The sequence below is a fragment of the Shinella sp. 20P9.1.1 genome, assembly GCF_057798995.1.
The window spans coordinates 542,136-557,539 of sequence record NZ_JBYOLC010000001.1 but is presented as its reverse complement, the minus strand read 5'-3'; the positions used below and the strand labels follow the sequence as shown (position 1 = coordinate 557,539).

Annotated in this window: 14 protein-coding genes; 5 read left to right on the top strand and 9 right to left on the bottom strand. The window is 64.0% G+C overall.

All coding sequences use genetic code 11. The annotated features are described in order from the left end of the window. Positions 1 to 104: 104 nt before the first annotated feature. From AC27VQ_RS02570 to AC27VQ_RS02560, 3 genes are all read left to right on the top strand, one after another. Positions 105 to 1,451 carry an NAD(P)/FAD-dependent oxidoreductase gene (locus tag AC27VQ_RS02570; RefSeq protein WP_488715081.1) on the top strand — a complete coding sequence of 449 codons (1,347 nt, stop codon included), beginning with the start codon at positions 105 to 107 and terminating at the stop codon, positions 1,449 to 1,451. Positions 1,452 to 1,591: 140 nt separating this feature from the next. Then, the gene (locus AC27VQ_RS02565) at positions 1,592 to 2,491 is read left to right on the top strand and encodes a DMT family transporter (protein ID WP_488715080.1); all 900 of its coding nucleotides are present in this window, start codon (positions 1,592 to 1,594) and stop codon (positions 2,489 to 2,491) included. Between the two features lie 131 nt (positions 2,492 to 2,622). Beyond that, positions 2,623 to 4,107, top strand: a complete 1,485-nt coding sequence (locus tag AC27VQ_RS02560) for an MDR family MFS transporter (RefSeq protein WP_488715079.1) — start codon at positions 2,623 to 2,625, stop codon at positions 4,105 to 4,107. A 9-nt stretch (positions 4,108 to 4,116) separates the two neighbouring features. On the opposite strand, the gene AC27VQ_RS02555 is transcribed toward AC27VQ_RS02560, so the two are convergent. Further along, positions 4,117 to 5,172, bottom strand: coding sequence for a bifunctional transcriptional activator/DNA repair enzyme AdaA (locus tag AC27VQ_RS02555; protein WP_488715078.1), 1,056 nt, complete (start codon positions 5,170 to 5,172; stop codon positions 4,117 to 4,119). Between the two features lie 71 nt (positions 5,173 to 5,243). Then, positions 5,244 to 5,912, bottom strand: a complete 669-nt coding sequence (locus tag AC27VQ_RS02550; RefSeq protein ID WP_488715077.1) for a DUF2161 domain-containing phosphodiesterase — start codon at positions 5,910 to 5,912, stop codon at positions 5,244 to 5,246. Between the two features lie 272 nt (positions 5,913 to 6,184). Between AC27VQ_RS02550 and AC27VQ_RS02545 the strand changes: the two genes are divergently transcribed. Both AC27VQ_RS02545 and AC27VQ_RS02540 read left to right on the top strand, forming a co-directional pair. Next, positions 6,185 to 7,933 carry a peptidoglycan D,D-transpeptidase FtsI family protein gene (locus AC27VQ_RS02545; protein WP_488715076.1) on the top strand — a complete coding sequence of 583 codons (1,749 nt, stop codon included), beginning with the start codon at positions 6,185 to 6,187 and terminating at the stop codon, positions 7,931 to 7,933. Positions 7,934 to 8,080: 147 nt separating this feature from the next. Then, positions 8,081 to 9,028, top strand: coding sequence for a GGDEF domain-containing protein (locus AC27VQ_RS02540; RefSeq protein ID WP_488715245.1), 948 nt, complete (start codon positions 8,081 to 8,083; stop codon positions 9,026 to 9,028). Here the strand turns inward: AC27VQ_RS02540 and AC27VQ_RS02535 are convergent, their stop codons facing one another. From AC27VQ_RS02535 to AC27VQ_RS02505, 7 genes are all read right to left on the bottom strand, one after another. Continuing rightward, complete coding sequence (locus AC27VQ_RS02535) at positions 9,029 to 9,355, bottom strand: cupin domain-containing protein (RefSeq protein WP_488715075.1); 327 nt, start codon at positions 9,353 to 9,355, stop codon at positions 9,029 to 9,031. It lies immediately after the preceding gene. Positions 9,356 to 9,363: 8 nt separating this feature from the next. After that, positions 9,364 to 10,119, bottom strand: coding sequence for a 2-dehydro-3-deoxy-D-gluconate 5-dehydrogenase KduD (gene kduD, locus AC27VQ_RS02530; protein ID WP_488715074.1), 756 nt, complete (start codon positions 10,117 to 10,119; stop codon positions 9,364 to 9,366). Continuing rightward, the gene (gene kduI, locus AC27VQ_RS02525) at positions 10,116 to 10,958 is read right to left on the bottom strand and encodes a 5-dehydro-4-deoxy-D-glucuronate isomerase (protein WP_488715073.1); all 843 of its coding nucleotides are present in this window, start codon (positions 10,956 to 10,958) and stop codon (positions 10,116 to 10,118) included. The genes kduD and kduI overlap by 4 nt, the downstream gene beginning before the upstream one ends. 24 nt (positions 10,959 to 10,982) lie before the next feature. After that, positions 10,983 to 11,714: an ATP-binding cassette domain-containing protein gene (locus tag AC27VQ_RS02520; RefSeq protein ID WP_257947058.1), complete on the bottom strand. Its 732-nt coding sequence runs from the start codon at positions 11,712 to 11,714 to the stop codon at positions 10,983 to 10,985. Next, positions 11,714 to 12,733 (bottom strand): ABC transporter permease, encoded by a 1,020-nt coding sequence (locus tag AC27VQ_RS02515; RefSeq protein ID WP_488715072.1) that lies wholly within the window; start codon positions 12,731 to 12,733, stop codon positions 11,714 to 11,716. Before AC27VQ_RS02515 ends, AC27VQ_RS02520 begins: the two co-directional genes overlap by 1 nt. A 72-nt stretch (positions 12,734 to 12,805) precedes the next feature. Continuing rightward, on the bottom strand, positions 12,806 to 13,756 hold the full coding sequence (locus AC27VQ_RS02510) for a sugar ABC transporter substrate-binding protein (protein ID WP_313528467.1): 951 nt from the start codon (positions 13,754 to 13,756) through the stop codon (positions 12,806 to 12,808). Positions 13,757 to 13,881: 125 nt separating this feature from the next. Continuing rightward, complete coding sequence (locus AC27VQ_RS02505; protein WP_488715071.1) at positions 13,882 to 15,396, bottom strand: aldehyde dehydrogenase family protein; 1,515 nt, start codon at positions 15,394 to 15,396, stop codon at positions 13,882 to 13,884. Between the last annotated feature and the right edge of the window lie 8 nt (positions 15,397 to 15,404).

The window sequence follows — 15,404 nt, the reverse complement described above, 5'->3', positions numbered from 1 at the left end:
GGAGGATTGTGCACACTTTGGCGGATTCCAGTGGTCTGGATTGGCTTTCTCTGGTACGCCCGGAACACAAGCATCAATTCCGCCTGCGTTACAGAATGCGCCCCGTGTTCAGCTTCCCGCTCTCCCAAACCGACCCCCTTCGCCATCCCGGTCCGCCGCCCCAGACATCGGACGTGGTGATCATCGGCGGCGGCGTCATCGGCGTCACGACAGCCCTCTTCCTGGCGAAGCGCAATATGTCCGTCACGGTTCTTGAGAAGGGGCGGATCGCTGCGGAACAATCGTCGCGAAACTGGGGCTGGATCCGCAAGCAGGGGCGCGATGCGGATGAATTGCCCATCGTCATCGAGGCCTGCCGGCTCTGGCAGCAGCTCGCCGAGGAGTGCGGCGAGGACATCGGCCTCACGCAGACCGGGGTGACCTATCTCGCCCGGACCGAAAAGGATCTGGCGAAATTCGACGGCTTCATGAAGATCGCCGCCGATCATGCACTCGACACCCGCCTGCTGGATTCCGGCGAAACCGCAAAGCTCTTCAACGGCATCGCGCAGCGCTATGTCGGGGCGATGGTTACGCCCTCCGATATGCGCGCGGAGCCCTGGGTTGCGGTGCCTGCCCTTGCCCGCCTAGCCGCCCGCAGCGGCGTGACGATCGTGGAGAACTGCGCTGCCCGTACGCTGGACGTATCGGCCGGCCGGATCACCGGCGTGTGGACGGAAGCGGGCCGCATCGCCACCTCCACCGTGCTGGTGGCCGGCGGCGCCTGGTCCTCCCTCTTTCTGCGAAAGCACGGCATTTCCATTCCGCAGCTCAGCGTGCGGGCGACAGTCGCGGCTACGGGGCCACTGCCGGACATTCATTCCGGTGCGGCGGCCGATGCGCATGTGGCCTTCCGCCGCCGGCAGGATGGCGGCTATACGCTCGCCCCCGGCGGCAGCAGCCTGCTTTATCTCGGGCCGGATGCCTTCCGGCACGCCACGAAATATCTTCCAGCCTTGATGGCCAATCCACTTGGCACCCGTTACCTCCCGGCCGCGCCGGCATCCTATCCGGACAGCTGGTCGACAGCGCGGGACTGGCAACCGGATGCGGTGAGCCCCTTCGAGAGGAGGCGCGTTCTCAACCCTGCGCCCGAACAATCGGGCCTGCAATCGATCGAGCGCAATTTCAAAGCGCTTTTCCCGCAGTTCGAAACCGTTCCCATCAAGACGGCCTGGGCCGGCATGATCGACGCCATGCCCGACGTCGTGCCGATCGTCGACCGCGCGCAGGCGATCGGCGGCCTGTTCGTGGCGACGGGCATGAGCGGCCATGGTTTCGGCATCGGGCCGGGCATCGGCCGCGTCGTCGCCGATCTCATCCAGGGCAACGACACCGGTCACAATCTGCACCGCTTCCGCCTCTCGCGCTTCAGCGACGGAAGCGCCCTTCGGCTGGGGCCTGCCCTCTAGAGTTTGTCAGGGAAAAGTGGGAACCGGTTTTCCCGAAAAGACAAACGAAAACAAAAGAATCTAAAGCAGGTCTGGTTCAGACTGAACCAGACCTGCTCTAGTCCGCCCGGCGGACAAAACAGATTGCATTCGAGGCCATCATGAGTTCGGGACTGATCGACACGAAACCGCTGGCTGGAATTGCGCTCGCCTCCGCCGGCTATGCCTGCTTCGCCCTGCAGGATGCCCTGGTGAAGTGGATGGTCGCCACCTATGAGGTGCCGCAGATCCTGTTCATGCGCAGCCTCGTCATCGTGCTGGTCTCGGGCGTCCTGCTGCGGTTCTACCGGCATCCGTCCATTCTGAAGAGCCCCTATCGCGGCACGGTCGTGCTTCGCGCTGCGCTGATGCTGATCGCCTGGCTGCTCTATTACAACGCGGCGCGTTATCTCGGCCTTGCGGAACTGACGACGCTCTATTTTTCCGCCCCGATCATCACCGTCTTCCTATCGATCCTCGTCCTCAAGGAAGCCGTCGGCGCCGGGCGGTGGATTGCCTGCGTGGGCGGTTTCGTCGGCGTGGTGATTGCCGCCAACCCGTCGCATTCGCCGAACCTCATTCCCGCCGCCATGTGCCTCGTCGCCGGCTTCTGCTGGGCGTGGAGCACCATCCTGATCCGGCTCGTCAGCCGCAGCGAAAGCACGCTGACGCAGATGTTTGCGACCAGCCTGCTCTTCGGCCTTGCCTGCGCGGCCTCCTTTCCCTGGATCTGGAAGACACCGGACGCGGAAGGCTGGATGCTGATGATCGGCCTCGGCCTCGTCGCAACGCTCGGCCAGTTCCTGCTTTATGAAGGGTTTCGCTACGCGCCGGCTTCGGCGCTGGCACCCGTCGAATATACCGGCCTCATCTGGGCTTTCGTCTATGGCTACACGATCTGGGCGGAGATCCCCGCCTTGAACGTCTTCATCGGCGCCATCCTCATCGTTGCCTCCAGCATGGTGCTCGTCCTCTGGGAACGCCGCGGAGAAATCGCCGCCCGGAACCGTGCTGTTACCTGACCGGGTTTCGCGGTGGCGAAATTTAGCCTTTCGCGGCCGCCGAATGCCGCAAGGGTTGACTATCCCGTTTCCTGCCCATCTTTGACTATGCACTGGCCGCTGCGGCCATGGACTATGATCGGACTGCCGGAATGAACGAGACCACCCGCGTGAACGAAACCCAGGCGACGGCCATCACCCTGTCGGAGCCGGAGAAGAATGTCATCATTGCGGGCGTTCTCCTGTCGATGCTTCTCGCAGCCCTCGACCAGACCATCGTGGCACCCGCGATGCCGACGATCGGCAAGGCGCTCGGGCATGCCGACTACCTGCCCTGGATCGTGACCGGCTATCTTCTCACCGCCACCGCAATGGCGCCGCTCTACGGTAAGATTTCGGATGTCTATGGTCGCCGCCCGACGATCTTCGGCGCCATCATCATCTTCCTCCTGGGCTCGCTGATCAGCGCCCTCGCGCCCAACATGCTGGTGCTGATCCTTGGCCGCGCTGTGCAAGGCCTGGGCGGCGGCGGCCTGTTTGCGCTCGCACAGATCGTGATCGGCGACCTCGTGCCGCCGCGCGAACGCGCGCGCTACGCCGCCTGGATTTCCGGCACCTGGGCCGTCGCCTGCATCGCCGGCCCCCTGATGGGCGGCACCTTCGCCGAGCACCTGCACTGGTCCGTGATCTTCTGGGTCAATATTCCGCTCGGCATCGCGGCACTCCTCATCATCAACAATCCCCTGAAGAAGCTGCCCGTCGTCGGCCGCGCGCACAGCATCGACGGCGCGGGCGCCGCCTTGCTCATCACCGCCACGGCCCTTCTTCTCCTCGCGCTCAACTGGGGTGGCAGCCGCTATACCTGGCTTTCGCCTGAGATCCTCGGCCTGCTCGGCTGCTCGGCGGTCTTCTGGGTGCTCTTCGCGCTCAGGCTGCGGCGCGCCGCCGAGCCGCTGATCTCGCTGGAGGTTCTTGCCAATCCGATCGTGCGCTACGGCACGCTCGCCATGTTCCTCGGCCAGACCGCCAATGTCGGCCTGGCCGTCTACATTCCGGTTTACGGGCAGTCCTTCCACGGGCTTTCGGCCAGCAGCTCCGGCATCGTGATGCTCGGCCTGCTGCTCGGCACCGTCTTCGGCGCGACGACCAGCGGGCGGACCATTCCGCGCTTCACCCATTACAAGCGGCTCGCGATCGGCGGCGGCGCCTTCAGCGTCCTCTGCCTCGTCGCGCTGGCGTTCCTGTCAGGGCGCACGACGCTCTTCACGCTGGAACTGCTGACCTTCGGTGTCGGCTTCGGCTCCGGCATGACCTTCCCGGTCGCCACCATATCCGTGCAGAATGCCGTCGATCAGGCCCATCTCGGGGTCGCGACCGGCGTCTTGACCTTCCTGCGCTCGCTTGGCGGCGCGCTCGGCGTCGCCATGCTCGGCGCCATCGCACTCAGCAACGGTCTGCCGCTTGGCGGAGAACATGTTCAAGCAGTCGGCAGCGGCGTCAAGGAGGCCCTGCCCTTCACCTATATCTTCATCGCCTGCGCCGCCGCGACCGCCCTGTCGCTTGTGCTCTTCTATCTGATGCCGGAAAAGCCGTTGCGTGGCCGCGCGGAAAGCGAGATCGCGGCCATCATCGAGTAGCCGGGCGCTTTACGCGGAACGGTATTCGCGCTCGATCTCCAGCAGACGCTGCTTGCGCCAAAGGCCGCCACCATAGCCGGTGAGCGCGCCATCCGTGCCGAGCACGCGATGGCACGGCACCATCAGCGCAATCTGGTTGGCCCCGTTCGCACGCGCCACGGCGCGTGTGGCGGCGGGACGGCCGATCTGCCGGGCGAGTTCGGCATAGCTGCGCGTCGTGCCGGCCGGAATGCGGCGAAGCTCGGCCCAGACCTCCTGGCTGAACGGGCTGCCCGCCTGATGCAGCGGCGTTTCGAAGACGGCGGAGCGGCCGGCGAAGAAGGCGTCCAGCTCGGCGCTCGCCTGCTCCGTCACCCGCGTCCGGCCAATACCGATGCCGTCCTTCGTCGCCGCCCGCAGCTTGCGCAATTCCATCGGAAGCGCCTTACGACCGATGAATTCCAAGAGATGCAGATGGGTTTCGCTGGCGACGGCAACCATGTCGCCGAGCGGCGTGGCGATCCAGCTTGCCCTGAGCAGGCCATCCTGCTTGAGGCTGGCCGGCGCGCAGCCGAGGATTTTCGCGAAGGCGGTGCGGAACGCGCTGGCGCTTTCGAACCGCGCCTCCTGCTGGGCGGCAATGACGCTGCTTCCGTCCGACAAGGCCTCGAAACCCTCGCGAAGACGCCTTTGCCGGGCCATTTCCAGGAAGGTCATGCCGAACTGTCGTTTAAAGCTGCGCCGCACCGTCGAAAGGTCGTAGCCCAGCCGCTCGACATGCTCCTCCGACCAGCGGATGTCCGGCCGTTCGTCGAGCGCCGCCAGCAAGGCGCCGATCGCCGGATCGGCACTTGCGGCTGCCTGTAGCGGATGGCAACGCTTGCAGGCGCGAAATCCCGCCTCGATGCATTCGCCGATCGTCGCGCGGAAGGTGCAATTGCCCGGCAGCGGCTTGCGGGCCGGGCAGGTCAGGCGGCAGAAGATGCCGGTGGAGGCGACGCAGACATAGGCCTGGCCGTCATAGCGCTCGTCGCGAGCGACAAGCGCCTGGTAGAGGGTGTCGTGATCTGGAAGGGTAAACAGCATGACATCCTGATAACATTGCTTCCGGCGGCAGTCGGTCGAAAATCGGGCGCCTATTCAAAATGCTGGACCGGCTAGCCACGCGCCTCCGGCGACGGTTGCGGCCATCGCACCAAGGCCTCGCGGCCGGCGTCCGTCAGACCATAGATGCCCCGGTCGAGCCGCTCGAACCAGCCATAGACATTCGATTGCAGAATCTTGCCCGCCTCGGGCACGCCGACGCGAATGTCGCGGACACGCAACGGCCCCTCGACCAGCGCCACCGCGCAACCAAGCGCCTGCTGGCGATAGGCGGTCATCAGCGGTGTGCGCGTGCTGCCGCCCAGCGCAGGATCGCCACGCCGCTTCTGGTGCTCGCGCATCAGCCGCGACCGGCGTTTCGGATTGGTCCGCGGCATGGGTGTTACGGAGCCGACGATGACACTGACCTCGCCCGCATCGGAAATGCCGAGCATGCCGATGCCGAGCCGGCGGCAGAGGTCGCGGTAGCGCTTGTCGGCCTCTCGGCCGCGCCCTTTTGCCGAAACCTTCGCGGCAATCCAGACCTCGTCGGAAACGGCCGCCCGGTCGACGGCCTGCAGGATAAGTTCCAGATTGAAGCTGAGCTTGAGTTCGCAGATCACCACGACGGGCGGATCGCCTTCACCGAGACCGACCAGATCGCAGCCGCCGATTTCGCCCTTGACGACATAGCCCGCCTTTTCGAGGAAGCCTTTGACGGGCAGGTAGAGCGACGTTTCCATGGGCCTAGAGATCGATGCGGAGAATCATCCGCCGACTATAACGATCACGTCGCGCGGGTCACCTCCCGCTGATCGCGGGCACAGGCCGAAAATCGCAAATCAGGCGTTAACCGGCATAGAGCAACTTTAAATGTATATTAATGCAAGTTTAATGATCTGCCGCCGTTCACGGACATTTTCCTTGGTTTTCCGCCATTTTTGCCCGCAGGCTTGCCCCTGCTTGATGACGTGACACGCCATCAGGCAGGTACGCGTTCTCGTGCAGGTGGGAAATGATCGCTTTCATCATACGGCTGAAAAGCCGCGCGCATTTCGTCGTCGCACCGCAACGGGGCGCGCACCTTCTGGGCACCAATGCCCGCCGACGCAAGCAGGCGCGCCAGCGTCTCGCCATCATGATCGGCCTGTTCACGCTTGCTTATGTCATTCTCGGTGCGCGGCTCATCCAATATGGTATTTCGGAACCCATCCAGTCCGCCTCGATCGGCGCGGGCCACGCCGTCGCCTCGCGCCCGAACATCGTCGACCGCAACGGCCTGCTGCTCGCGACCGATCTCAACATGGTCTCGCTCTACGCCGAACCCCGGCGGATCATCGATGCCGACGAGGTGGTGGAAAAACTCGCTTTGGTCGTGCCCAACCTCGACTGGAGCGAGACGCACAAAAAGCTGCGCTCGCAGAGCGCCTTCCAATGGCTGCGGCGGCAGCTGACGCCCAAGCAGCAGTCCGATATTCTGGCGCTCGGCCTGCCCGGCATCGGCTTCCGGCCGGAAAAACGGCGCATCTATCCGGGCGGCGCCACGGCTTCGCATATCGTCGGCCATGTCAATGTCGATAACCAGGGCCTCGCCGGCATGGAGCGCTATCTCGACAGCCAAGGCCTTGCGGACCTGCGCGCGGCGGGCCTCACCAACGACACGCGGCTCGAGCCGGTCAAGCTCTCCATCGACCTGCGCGTCCAAAACATCGTGCGCGAGGTCGCCGCAAAGGCGATGGTCGATTACAAGGCGGAAGCAGCGGGTGCCGTCATCATCGATGTCGAGACCGGCGAAGTGCTCGCCATGGCCTCGGTTCCGGATTACGACCCGAACGAGCCCTCGCGACGGCTGGCCGATGGCAGCATCGACAAGGAATACGAGAAGGGCTGGTTCAACCGCATCAGCAACGCGACCTTCGAGATGGGCTCGACCTTCAAGAGCTTCACGCTCGCCATGGGCCTGGACGAAGGCAAGATCAACCTCAATTCCGTCGTCGACGCGTCCCGCCCCATCCGCATGGGTGGTTTCACCATCCGCGATTTCAAGGGCAAGAACCGCCCGCTCTCCATCCCCGAAGTCTTTCAGTATTCCTCAAATATCGGTACCGCCGCCGTGGCCGACATGGTCGGCATCGAAGGTCACCAGCAGTTCCTGACCCGGCTCGGCCTGCTCTCGAAGATGGAGACGGAAATGCCCGGTGTCGCGACACCCACCCAGCCGCGAACCTGGAAGAAGATCAATTCCGTGACGATCTCCTTCGGCCATGGCGTGGCGACGACGCCCCTGCAGACGGCGGTTGCCGCCGCCGCCCTGATGAACGGCGGCTATCTCGTGCCGCCGACCTTCCTGCCCCGCACGAAGGAAGAGGCGCAGGCGCTCGCCACCCGCGTCATCAAGGACAAGACGAGCGCCGACATGCGAACGCTCTACGACTGGAACGGCATCAAGGGTTCCGGCCGCCACGCGCAGGTCGAGGGTTTCCATGTCGGCGGCAAGACCGGCACGGCCGACAAGGTGATCAACGGGCGCTATGCGCGTGACATGAATTTCAATGCCTTCGTGGCGGCCTTCCCGATGGACAAGCCGCGCTACATTGTGTTGTCGATTATCGACGCGCCCCGGACCGGCGAGAATGGCGGCCGCACTGCCGCCTCCACCGCAGCCCCGATGATCAAGGCGATCATCCGCCGCGTCGCGCCGCTGCTCGGCGTGCAACCACGCTTCGGCGATCCGGGGGCGGACATGCAACTGGTCGACTATTGAGGGGCAAAGGCCGCCGGCCTGTTCCGTTCTGGCGCAATCCGCGCCCGAAACGGCACCGTCGGGGGAATGTCATCTAAGACTTTGTTTATCCGGCACCTCTAGATTTCAGGCGAGAATCATCCTGAGGACATGACGCCCTTGGCCGCTATGCAAATGATGCTGCACCTGGCGCAGCTGATGGAACACGCCGGCAATCTCATCGCGGTCTTCGACCCGGAGGATCGCCTGCGATTCGCCAACCGGGCATTCCGCGCCGCCTGGTTCATCGGGGATGACGAAGAACCTCTCTGGTCCGAACTCATGCGCCGCAACTACCACACGCGGCGCGGTACGGTCATCGAGACCGCGAATTTCGAAACCTGGCTGCATTCCACGCAGGCGCGGCGGGGCAAAAGCGGTTTCCGCGCCTTCGAGACCGATCTTCATGACGGCCGATGGCTCTGGATGGCCGAGACGATGCAGCCCGACGGCTGGATGCTCTGCATTGCCAGCGACATCAGCTCCATCAGGCCGGACGAGCGGTCGTTGCGGCAGGACCGCGACATCGCGATCAAGGCCTCGCAGACCGACGAACTGACCGGGCTCCCCAGCCGGCGCTATGTGATGGGCAAACTCGGCGAACTCGTCTGCACGGCCGGTGGCGGCGAACAGGATGTCGGCTGCCTGGCCGTGCTCGACATCGACAATTTCAAATATATCAACGACCGGTTCGGCCATGGCATCGGCGATGCCGTGCTCAGGGACTTCGGCGTGACGCTGCAGCGCCATGTGCGCAAGACGGATATTCTCGGCCGTGTCGGCGGGGAGGAATTTCTGCTCATCCTGCCGAACACCACGATGGAGGACGCCGAGGACATCGTCCAACGCATGCTGGTCGCGGTGCGCCATTCCCGCCCGGTGCCCGAACAGGCGAGCTTCCGCTACACCTTCTCGGCCGGGCTCGCCTGGATCGCCCGCGGCGACGATCCCGCCGCCGTCTATCGTCGGGCCGATCTCGCGCTCTATGCCGCGAAGATGCGCGGACGCGACCAGATCAGCATCGAAATCCCGCCCGACCGGCGCCTGGGCCCGACGACCGCAGTATCTTCGGAGTGATCACAGGAAATCGTCACGGCACGGCGTGAAGGTATCGATCAGCAGGCCGGGCATCAGCGCAACCACGCCGTGCATAAGATTCGGCGCAACGATGAAGCTGCTGCCGGCGGCAAGCCGTGTGGTGACGCCATCCACCGTGACGTCGAAAGCACCTTCGGCCACATAGCTCACCTGCGTGTGCGGATGGGAATGCAGCGCGCCGATGGCGCCCTCCTCGAACCGGAAGGCGACGAGCATGAGTTCCGGCCGATGGCTCAGCACCGCGCGGCGGTTTCCGGGAGCGATTTCGGTCCAGACGGTATCTTCGGGGAGCGTATAGGGCTGCATGGGTCCTCTCATCGGGCAAGCCAGCCGCCATCGACGGGCAGGATGGCGCCATGGACGTAATCGGAAGCCGGGCTCGCAAGGAAGATCGCGGCGCCGGCCATGTCTTCCGGCCGCGCCCAGCGGCCGGCGGGAATGCGCTTCAGGATATCGGCATTGCGCTCGGCATCGGCCCGCAGCGCCGTCGTGTTGTTGGTCTCGACATAGCCGGGTGCGATGGCATTCACATTGATGCCGCGCGCCGCCCATTCGTTTGCCAGAAGCTTGGTGATGCCGGCAAGGCCGCTTTTCGCTGCGGTATAGGACGGCACACGGATGCCGCCCTGGAAGGAAAGCATCGAAGCGATGTTGATGATCTTCGCCGGCAGGCCCGCCGCAAGCGCCGCCCTGGCGAAGGCCTGGCAGAGGAAGAAGACGGATTTCAGGTTGGTGTCGAGCACCGCATCCCAATCCTCCTCCGTGAAATCGAGCGAATCCGCCCGGCGGATGATACCGGCATTGTTGACGAGGATATCCGGCGTCGCGCCGACCGCCAGGGCCTCGGAGAGGACGGTGGCAGCACTGCCCGATCTGGAGAGATCGGCCATGACGCTGATGAACCTTCGGCCGGACGCCTTCACCTCCGCTTCGGTCTCCGCCATGGCGGAGCGGCCGACGCCGACGATATCGGCGCCCGCTTTCGCCAATCCCACAGCGATGGCCTGGCCGATGCCGGTATTGGCACCGGTGACGATCGCCCAACGGCCGGAAAGATCGAAGGCGGTCATCGCAGCGCTTCCATCGGCACCTTGTCCATGTCGGTGAAGCTCATGTTGTCACCCGCCATGGCCCAGATGAAGGCATAGCGGCCCGTGCCGGCGCCCGAGTGGATCGACCAGCCGGGCGACAAGACCGCCTCATGGTTCTTCAGCACGACATGGCGCGTCTCGCTTGGCTCACCCATGAAGTGGAAGACCCGCGTCGCCTCCTGCATGCCGAAATAGAGATAGACCTCCATGCGCCGGTCATGCACATGGGCCGGCATGGTATTCCAGACGGAGCCCGGCTCGAACATGGTGAGGCCGACGAGGAGCTGGCAGCTCTCGCAGACATCGGGATGCACATACTGGTTGATGGTGCGGTGATTGGATTCCTCCGCCGAGCCCAGATGCACCTTCTTCGCCATGTCGCGGGTGATGTGCACCGTCGGGCACTTTCGATGCGCGGGCGCACTCAGGACATAAAACAGCGCCGGCTCGGCGGGATCATTGCTGGCAAAGCCGAGCGCGCCCTCGCCCATGCCGATATAGACGCCCTCCTGAAAGCCGAGCGCATAATCCTTGCCACCGACGCTGACCGAGCCGCCGCCACCGATATTGATGATCGCCACCTCGCGACGCTCGAGGAACTGGTCCGTGCCGGTTTCGGCGACACGGTCGATCTCGAGCCTTCCGCCGGTCGGCACGACGCCGCCGACGATCATGCGGTCGAGATGGCTGTAGGTGAGATTGACCTCCCCCGGCTGGAACAGCGTCTCGATGACGAAGCCGTCGCGAAGGCCCTGCGTGTTGCGCCTTGCGGCGTCTTCAGGTCCAACGACCTGACGTACGGATACGGAAAGTGTCACGGCATATGCCTTTCAAAAATGGGATCAGGTGAGCACGACATAGTCGGTGAGCTGGTTGATCGTCGTGTCGGCCTTGGCGACATCGAAGACCTTGGTGCCGTGGCTCATGATCACGAAGCGGTCGCAGACCTGGTAGGCGTGGTAGATATTGTGCGTCACCAGCACGCTGGAGACGTTCTCCGCCTTCAGCTTCAGCACCTGGTTCAAAAGCGCTTCCGTCTCGCGCACGGAAAGTGCGGAGGTCGGCTCGTCGAGCAGCAGCACGCGCTTCTTGAAATAGACGGCACGCGCAATGGCGACAGCCTGTTTCTGTCCGCCCGAGAGATTGCCGACCAGCGTATCCGGGCTGTCGATGCCCGAAATATGCACGGCGTTCTGAAGGACTTCCATGGCGATCTCGCGCATCTCGGCCTGCCGCAGGAAGCCGAAGCGATCCGTCAGCTCGCGCCCCATGAAGATGTTGCGGGTGATCGAGAGGCTGTCGACCAGGGCAGTGTGCTGGTAGATCGTCTCGATGCCGGCATCGGCAGAGTCCGAGCGGCAGGTAAAGAGAGTCTTCTTTCCATCGACGCTGAGATAACCATCCGTCGGCTTGTGAATTCCGGAGATCAGGTTGACCGTCGTCGACTTACCCGCACCGTTATCGCCGAGCAGACCGACCACTTCGCCTTCGCCGATATGGAAGCTCAGATTGCGCAGCGCCGTCAGGGCACCAAAACTTTTGGAAATATTGTGCAGTTCGAGAAGATTGGACATCACGCAACACCCCGCCGCTCGATGAGATGGTTGAAGATGGCGGCCAGCACGATCAGCGTCGCGATGAACATGTCGAGATAGAAGCCGGGCGCACGCAGGAGAAGCAGCACGTCGGTGATGGTGTGGATGAGCAGCACGCCGAGGAAGATACCGATGATCGACCCACGGCCGCCGCGCAGCGACAGGCCGCCGATGACGCAGGCGGCGATCGCCTGAAGTTCGAGACCCGCGCCCTGGCCGGGCTGCACACTGCCGACACGGGCGGTGGCGAGAATGCCGGCCACAGCTGCCATGCCGCCGGCAATGGCGAAGGCGATGAGCTTGACGCGGTTGGTGTTGATGCCGATCGCCTCGGCTGCACCACGATTGCCGCCCGTAGCAAAGACATGGTTGCCGAAGCGGTGACGGTGCAGCAGGAAATGGAAGCCGACGACGAAGAGCACGATCCAGATGAAGGCAGCGTTGATGCCTAAAAACGTGCCGGAAAACAGGCTGGTGAAGACCGGCTTGGGATCGAAGCGCACCTGCACGGCGCCATTATAGAGCAGCACGGCACCACGCCAGAACAGCAGACCGCCGAGCGTCACGATGAAGGACGGCAGGCCGAAGCGGATCGTGATCTGGCCGTTGAGCAGGCCGATCAGGACACCGGCCAGAATGCCGAGCGGGGCCGCGACGAAGGCGCTGACGCCAGCGCCGACGAGGCTCGCCATCAAGACGGCGGTGAAGGTGTAGACGGAGCCGATGGAGAGGTCGAATTCGCCTGCGATCATCAACACGCCGGCGCCGAGCGCCAGGCAGCCGAGCACCGGAACAGCCTTCATCAGGATCGTCAGGTTCTGCGGCGAGAGATAGCGGAACTCATTGGGATAGAGCAGCGCGCCGGCGATGCAGACGATCTGCAACGCCATGAAGACGAGGAAGATCGCCCCGGCGGGCATGCCCATGATCTGCTTGAGGATGGATTGTCTTTGCGTGCGCGAACGGGGCGCGACGCTGTCGGCAACGATAGGGGTCACGGTCTGGCACTCGATCTTTTTTCGGGGGAAGGAACCCGCCGGGGCACGCCGGCAGGTTCCCGCGCAGTCCGGTTAGCGGTAGCTGCCGATTAGCGGCTTGACCGAGCTGATGCGCGACTTGTCGAGGAAGGCGCCCTGTCCCGTGTCGACGTCCGTCGGGGTCAGGCCGTATTTCTTGGCAAGCGCGATCTGGGCGATCGGATAGTAGCCCTGCAAATAGGGCTGCTGGTCCATGGTGGCGAACATCGCCCCCGATTCCACCGCATTGACGATCTCGACAGCAAGATCGAAGCCGCCGAACGGGATGTTGACGCCGGCATCCTTGATGGCGCCCGCACCGACTGTCGAGGTGACCGAGCCCGTGCCGAACAGCGCCTTCACATTCGGATTGGCGATCAGGAATTGGGCGATGATGTTCTGCGCTTCGGCCGGGTCGAGGCCGGCGCGCACCGTCTCGACCTTGATGCCGGCTTCCGTCATCGCCTTCTCGATGCCGCCGCCACGGGCGACCGCGAAGCTCGCCTCGGGGATTTCGCGCGGGTTGAAGACGACGTCGCCGGACTTCAGGCCGAATTCCTTGATCATGCGTTCGCCGAGCTCGACACCGGAGGCGAACTCGTTCATGCCGACATAGGCCTGGCGGCAATTGCCCTTGGCACCGTCGAGGTCGTCATTGTTGAAGCCGATGACGATGATGCCGGCCTTGGTGGCCGCGCAGATGCTTTCATCGAAGGCATCCGACGAAGAGATCGCGACCGCAATGCCGTCCACGCCGCTCGCCGTCGCGCTTTCGATCAGGTCGTTCTGGCGCACCGGATCGTTGTTGGCATATTGCACGTCGAGATCGACGCCGAACTGGGCGGCTGCGTCTTGCGCGCCCTTCACCACGGGATTAAAGAACTGGACACTCGGATCGAGGTAGATGATCATCGTGGCCTTGACGTCTGCGGCAAGCGCCGTAGATGCCATCATGGTGGCAAGACCCGCGGCCATTGCCGCGGCTTTCAACCTGGTCATTTTCATTTGCGTATCCTCCCTTTGGATGTGCAATGCGGGTCCAAAAGACCCAAGTCTCGGCTGGCGGGCTCCGACCAAAGATTTCGCCAGCCGAGGTTTTCCTCCTCATGACCGCCCTTATGGGCAGCCCGTTACCCGAACCAGGGCGCAGGACGCCCGAACGTGACGTGCACGCCCTTGAACTGGGAATACTCATCGAAGCCGTAGCGGCCGAGTTCGCGGCCAAGCCCGCTCTTCTTGTAGCCGCCGATCGGCAGTTCCGGCGTGCCGTCGATCACGCTGTTGATCCAGCAGCGGCCAGCGCGGATGCGACGGATGCTCTGCAGCGCGTTTTCGAGATTGATGGACCAGACGGAGGCCGACAGGCCGAATTCCGTGGCATTGGCCATCGCCACCGCCTCGTCCGCGGTCTTGAAGGTCAGCGTCGACAGCACCGGCCCGAAAATCTCCTCGCGGGCAATCGACATATCGGGCGTGACACCGGCAAACACCGTCGGTGCGTAGTAGAGACCGGCCTCCCTGCCGACCCTTTCGCCACCGAGCAGAAGCTTCGCGCCGGAAGCCACACCGGCCTCGACATAGGAATGCACCTTTTCCGCATGCGCCTCGGAGATCATCGCACCGATCTTGGTGCGCTCGTTCAGCGGATCGCCGAAGGTGACCTTGCGCGAGATATCGAGCAGGCGCTCCATCAGCGCATCGCGGATGCTCTCCTCGACCAGCAGGCGGCTGCCGGAAATGCAGCACTGGCCGGCATTGTGGTAGACGCCATAAGCGATGCCGTCCGCCGCAGCTTCCAGATCCGCATCGGCAAAGACGATCTGTGGCCCCTTGCCGCCGAGTTCCAGCCCGACGCGCTTGACGCTGCGCGCCGCGATCTCGCCGAGCTTGGTGCCGACGCGAACGGAGCCGGTGAAGGCAACCATGTCGATGCCCGGATCCTCTGCCAGCACCTGGCCGGCCGGATCGCCATAGCCGGTGACGACGTTGAAGACGCCATCGGGAATGCCGGCCTCGCGCGCCAGCTCCGCCATGCGGATCGAGGTGCCGGAGGTGAATTCCGACGGCTTCAACACAACAGTGCAGCCGGCGCCGATGGCCCACGGCACGCGCTCGGAGGCGATGATGAAGGGAAAATTCCACGGCGTGATGATGCCGACGACGCCGACCGGTTCGCGCAGCACGAGGCCGAGGCGGTCGTCGCCGATATTGTTGTGGCTCTGGCCTTCCAGCGCGCGGGCCTGGCCGGCGGCATAGGACCAGAGGTCGGCGCAGAAGCCGATCTCGCCACGCGCCTGGGCGATCGGCTTGCCGACCTCCAGGCTTTCGGCCAGCGCCAGCTCTTCCTGATGCACAAGGATAAGGTCCGCCACCTTGAACATCAGGCGTGAGCGCTCGGCGCCGGACATGCGCGGCCACGGGCCGGTATCGAAGGCACGGCGTGCGGCGGCTATCGCCAGGCGCACGTCATCCGCAGAAGCTTCCGGCCAAGTGCCGACAACCGCGCCGGCATGGCCGGGGCTTACCCGATCGATCGTCCGGCCGGATGCCGCATCGACGGACTTGCCATCGACAAGCATCTGATAGCGGGCTTTAATATTCAGCCGCGGATCACGGGAATCGGGTGCAATGAAATTGGACAGCAATATCGTCT

What these genes read in the sequence shown, in the direction of transcription:
- AC27VQ_RS02565 (WP_488715080.1), top strand. Translation starts at nt 1,592, where the DNA reads ATGAGTTCGGGACTGATCGACACGAAACCGCTGGCTGGAATTGCGCTC.
- AC27VQ_RS02560 (WP_488715079.1), top strand. Translation starts at nt 2,623, where the DNA reads ATGAACGAGACCACCCGCGTGAACGAAACCCAGGCGACGGCCATCACC.
- AC27VQ_RS02555 (WP_488715078.1), bottom strand. Translation starts at nt 5,172, where the DNA reads ATGCTGTTTACCCTTCCAGATCACGACACCCTCTACCAGGCGCTTGTC.
- AC27VQ_RS02550 (WP_488715077.1), bottom strand. Translation starts at nt 5,912, where the DNA reads ATGGAAACGTCGCTCTACCTGCCCGTCAAAGGCTTCCTCGAAAAGGCG.
- AC27VQ_RS02545 (WP_488715076.1), top strand. Translation starts at nt 6,185, where the DNA reads ATGATCGCTTTCATCATACGGCTGAAAAGCCGCGCGCATTTCGTCGTC.
- AC27VQ_RS02540 (WP_488715245.1), top strand. Translation starts at nt 8,081, where the DNA reads ATGCAAATGATGCTGCACCTGGCGCAGCTGATGGAACACGCCGGCAAT.
- AC27VQ_RS02535 (WP_488715075.1), bottom strand. Translation starts at nt 9,355, where the DNA reads ATGCAGCCCTATACGCTCCCCGAAGATACCGTCTGGACCGAAATCGCT.
- kduD (WP_488715074.1), bottom strand. Translation starts at nt 10,119, where the DNA reads ATGACCGCCTTCGATCTTTCCGGCCGTTGGGCGATCGTCACCGGTGCC.
- AC27VQ_RS02520 (WP_257947058.1), bottom strand. Translation starts at nt 11,714, where the DNA reads ATGTCCAATCTTCTCGAACTGCACAATATTTCCAAAAGTTTTGGTGCC.
- AC27VQ_RS02510 (WP_313528467.1), bottom strand. Translation starts at nt 13,756, where the DNA reads ATGAAAATGACCAGGTTGAAAGCCGCGGCAATGGCCGCGGGTCTTGCC.